4 protein-coding genes and 1 pseudogene are annotated in these 2,411 nt (G+C 68.8%); 4 read left to right on the forward strand and 1 reads right to left on the reverse strand.

The genetic code is table 11. The features are described 5' to 3' along the window. Positions 1 to 27: 27 nt before the first annotated feature. From STRIP9103_RS09070 to STRIP9103_RS09080, 4 genes are all read left to right on the forward strand, one after another. The gene (locus STRIP9103_RS09070; protein WP_009305582.1) at positions 28 to 456 is read left to right on the forward strand and encodes a M67 family metallopeptidase; all 429 of its coding nucleotides are present in this window, start codon (positions 28 to 30) and stop codon (positions 454 to 456) included. A gap of 107 nt (positions 457 to 563) precedes the next feature. Beyond that, positions 564 to 659 carry a putative leader peptide gene (locus STRIP9103_RS53060; RefSeq protein ID WP_309474684.1) on the forward strand — a complete coding sequence of 32 codons (96 nt, stop codon included), beginning with the start codon at positions 564 to 566 and terminating at the stop codon, positions 657 to 659. A 112-nt stretch (positions 660 to 771) separates the two neighbouring features. Then, positions 772 to 1,050 (forward strand): MoaD/ThiS family protein, encoded by a 279-nt coding sequence (locus STRIP9103_RS09075; RefSeq protein WP_009305574.1) that lies wholly within the window; start codon positions 772 to 774, stop codon positions 1,048 to 1,050. Positions 1,051 to 1,067: 17 nt separating this feature from the next. Then, entirely contained in the window at positions 1,068 to 2,018 is a 951-nt protein-coding gene (locus STRIP9103_RS09080) for a PLP-dependent cysteine synthase family protein (protein WP_009305577.1), read from the forward strand. Positions 2,019 to 2,076: 58 nt separating this feature from the next. Here STRIP9103_RS09080 and STRIP9103_RS09085 read toward each other — a convergent pair. Then, positions 2,077 to 2,411, reverse strand: a pseudogene (locus STRIP9103_RS09085) (extracellular solute-binding protein); the annotation flags it as partial.

Here is a 2,411-nt window from a genome sequence, read left to right on the forward strand (position 1 = left end):
ACAGCCCTTCTGCTTATCCTGACGAACATGCTGACCATCACCCAGGCCCTCGTCGACCAGATCGTCGCCCACGCCCGCAAGGACCACCCCGACGAGGCGTGCGGCGTCGTCGCGGGCCCTGCGGGCTCGGACCGCCCCGAGCGCTTCATCCCGATGCTGAACGCGGCCATGTCGCCCACGTTCTACGAGTTCGACTCGGGCGATCTGCTCAAGCTCTACCGCGAGATGGACGACCGCGACGAGGAGCCGGTGGTCATCTACCACTCCCACACGGCCACCGAGGCCTACCCCTCCCGCACCGACATCTCGTACGCCAACGAACCGGGCGCCCACTACGTCCTCGTCTCCACCGCCGACACCGACGGACTCGGCGACTTCCAGTTCCGCTCGTACCGCATAGTCGAGGGCGAGGTGACGGAGGAGGAGGTCCGGATCGTGGAGACGTACGAGGCGTGATCGTGGAGGCACTCCGCCGGACCGCGGGTCTCATTCCCCGGCTGGATTCCGTCCGGCATGTGGGATCACATTCCGGGACCCGGACCGGGAATCGATACGATGAGCGCATGGTTCTTGACGACGTGAGCGAGAAGACGCCGGGCGCACTGCTCGTGGCGCGGCTGCACGTCGACCTGTGCAGGCTTGCCAGCGCCATCTGTTGACGCCGATCCAGCCGCCGTACGGCCGTGAGCCGCGGCGCCATCCACCTGTGTGACCACGCACTTCCGCGCTGCCGCGCGCCCACCCGACCACTCCCGACAGGAGCCGCAAACCATGGCCATCGAGGTCCGCATCCCCACCATCCTCCGCCAGTACACCGACGGTCAGAAGGCGGTGGAGGGAGCCGGTGCCACCCTCGCCGACCTGTTCGCCGACCTCGAGACCCGCCACGCGGGCATCCAGGCCCGCATCGTGGACGGCGGTGAGCTGCGCCGCTTCGTCAACGTCTACCTGAACGACGAGGACGTCCGCTTCCTGGAGGGCATCAACACCAAGCTGTCCGACGGCGACAACGTGACCATCCTGCCGGCGGTGGCCGGCGGCATGGCCTGACCGGCCCCCGATCAACCATGCGCTACGACTCCCCGCTGGCCGCGGTGGGCAACACCCCTCTGGTGCGCCTGCCGCGGCTCTCGCCGTCCGCCGACGTCCGTATCTGGGCGAAGCTGGAGGACCGCAACCCGACGGGTTCGGTCAAGGACCGCCCCGCCCTGCACATGATCGAACAGGCGGAGAAGGACGGCCGTCTGACGCCCGGCTGCACGATCCTGGAGCCCACCTCGGGCAACACCGGCATCTCCCTCGCCATGGCGGCGAAGCTCAAGGGCTACCGCATGGTCTGCGTCATGCCCGAGAACACCTCCCAGGAGCGGCGTGACCTGCTCGGCATGTGGGGCGCCGAGATCATCTCGTCCCCGGCGGCCGGCGGCTCCAACACGGCGGTACGGGTGGCGAAGGAACTCGCCGCCGAGCACCCCGACTGGGTGATGCTCTACCAGTACGGCAACCCCGACAACGCGGGCGCGCACTACGCGACGACGGGCCCGGAGATCCTCGCGGACCTCCCCTCGATCACCCATTTCGTGGCGGGCCTCGGCACCACCGGCACCCTGATGGGCGTCGGCCGCTTCCTGCGTGAGCACAAGCCGGACGTCAAGATCGTCGCCGCCGAGCCCCGCTACGACGACCTCGTCTACGGCCTCCGCAACCTCGACGAGGGCTTCGTACCCGAGCTGTACGACGCGTCGGTCCTGACGACGCGCTTCTCAGTCGGCTCCGCCGACGCGGTGACCCGCACTCGCGAGCTCCTCCAACAGGAGGGCATCTTCGCGGGCGTCTCGACGGGGGCCGCGCTGCATGCCGCGATCGGTGTCGGAAAGAAGGCCGTGAAGTCCGGCGAGCCGGCCGACATCGTCTTCGTCGTGGCCGACGGCGGCTGGAAGTACCTCTCCACGGGCGTCTACACGGCCGCGACAACGGAGGAGGCCATCGAGACGCTACAGGGCCAGCTTTGGGCATAGCGGCCGCGCCGCGAAAGGGCTGCGCCGCTGCGCCGGGCGCCTACTGGCTCGGGGGGGGGGATAACTTGTCGCCCTGCTTCTTCTGCACCTTGTCCAGGGCGGCGGTCAGTTCGTCGTACGTCTTCGGCGTGGACTTGACGCCCACCTCGGCGAAGACGTCCTTGCGCCAGTTGGCGACCCGGCCGCCGGCGTAGTACGGGACGCCGTAGGTCTTGCCCTCATAGGTGACGGAGGCCTTGAGGCCGTCCAGCCAGGCGCCCGCGTTGTCGAACTTCGCCGGGTCGACGGGGGCGAAGGCGCCCTTGACCATGTAGGCGAGCATCTCGGTGTTGCCCATCTCGACCACGTCGGGGGCCTTGTCGGTGGCGAGGACGGCGTCGAGCTTGGCGTTCT

The sequence above is a fragment of the Streptomyces ipomoeae 91-03 genome (genome assembly GCF_000317595.1).
Classification (GTDB): domain Bacteria; phylum Actinomycetota; class Actinomycetes; order Streptomycetales; family Streptomycetaceae; genus Streptomyces; species Streptomyces ipomoeae.